The sequence below is a fragment of the Gordonia sp. (in: high G+C Gram-positive bacteria) genome (genome assembly GCF_020438995.1).
In the GTDB taxonomy this organism is placed as follows: Bacteria; Actinomycetota; Actinomycetes; order Mycobacteriales; family Mycobacteriaceae; genus Gordonia.
The window spans coordinates 1-1,669 of the sequence record NZ_JAGQTN010000313.1 but is presented as its reverse complement, the minus strand read 5'-3'; the positions used below and the strand labels follow the sequence as shown (position 1 = coordinate 1,669).

Genomic DNA, 1,669 nt, shown 5'->3' with positions numbered 1-1,669 from the left:
CTGGTGGCTATTGTCGCGGCATTCGCGGCGCTGGTTGTCGTCGCATCGACCAAATCTGAAAGTGTGACCACGGTTTCGGGCGCCGTCGTCCTCGACGGTACGGCGATGTTCCTGCAGGGCACGGTGCTGCTGGTATCCCTTGTGGCGGTGGCCTTCATGGGCGAACGACGGCTCGAACGGGTGGTCAGGCAACCCGAGTTGGTCGGCGCGGCAACAGGTTCCGGAACCAATGGCACCGGCGACATCACCGACGCCGACATGTTCACCTCGTCGGGTGCGTCGGTGCCCGGCAGCGACGCCGAATACGAGGCGACCCGCGCCGGCGGGACGACCACCGAGGTGTTCCCGCTGGCCCTGTTCGCAGTCGGCGGGATGATGCTGTTCGGCGCGTGCGGCGATCTGCTGACCATGTTCGTCGCTCTGGAAGTCATGTCGTTGCCGCTGTACCTGCTGTGCGGACTGGCGCGGCGTCGACGGCTGATCTCGCAGGAGGCGGCGCTCAAGTACTTCCTGCTCGGCGCGTTCGCGTCGGCGTTCTTCCTGTTCGGTGCGGCGTTCGCGTACGGGGCGACCGGCTCACTCGATCTGGCCGAGATCAACACCTCGCTCGCCTCCGCCGACGACCGTTCGCTCGCCGTGATCGGGTTCGCCCTCCTCTCGGTGGGTCTCCTGTTCAAAATCGGTGCCGTACCGTTCCATTCGTGGATTCCCGACGTGTACCAGGGCGCCCCCACCCCCGTCACCGGATTCATGGCCTCGGCCACCAAGGTCGCCGCATTCGGCGGCCTACTGCGGGTCTGCTACCTCGGTTTCGGTGAGATACACAAAGATTGGGAACCGATCCTGTGGGCGGTGGCGATCGCGACCATGCTGATCGGCGCGATCATGGCCGTCACCCAGTCCGACATCAAACGGATGCTCGCCTATTCGTCCATCACGCACGCCGGTTTCCTGCTCCTCGGAGTCATCGCCCTCGATGAACACGGCATCACGGCAACCCTGTTCTACCTTGCGGTCTACGGCTTTTCGACGCTCGGCGCATTCGCCACCATTTCCGTCGTCCGCGAGCCGGACCGCCCCGTCGGCCCCCACCTGTCGGGCCGCGAGGCCACCGACATCTCCCAGTGGGCGGGTCTGGGCAAACGCTATCCCCTTGTCGGCGCGATGTTTTCGATGTTCCTGCTCGCCTTCGCAGGTATCCCCCTGACAAGCGGTTTCATCGCCAAGTTCGCCGTATTCTCCGCCGCCGCGGGTTCGGGCGCCGGAATCCTCGTCGTGGTCGGCGTCCTCTCCAGCGCCATCGCCGCCTACTTCTACATCCGCATCATCATCGCCATGTTTTTCACCGATCCCCCCGACGACCCACCCCATATCGTGCGCCCCAGCATCCTCACCACCGCAGGCATAGCCGCCTGCACGGTAGTCACCATCCTCCTGGGCATCCTCCCCCAACCCCTCCTCGACCTCGCCGAACGCGCCGCCCAGTTCCACTGAGTACCGTTCCCGCGTGCTACCGATCTCGGACACGACGTACGTCGACGCACCGAACCCCGACGTGCCCAATGTCAGGTCTTGCATCAATGGACGGGACTCTCGCGGCCGCTTCTGCTGACAGCACTCGGCGACATCTATGACTATTGACGGAAGTCACGCCTGGATCGTTCGCGTG

1 protein-coding gene is annotated in these 1,669 nt (G+C 64.7%); it reads left to right on the top strand.

Annotated elements, in window-relative coordinates:
• A partial coding sequence (gene nuoN, locus KDB67_RS21955; RefSeq protein WP_291020617.1) for an NADH-quinone oxidoreductase subunit NuoN occupies nt 1–1,494 on the top strand: 1,494 nt, incomplete at its 5' end.
• Nucleotides 1,495–1,669: the final 175 nt, after the last annotated feature.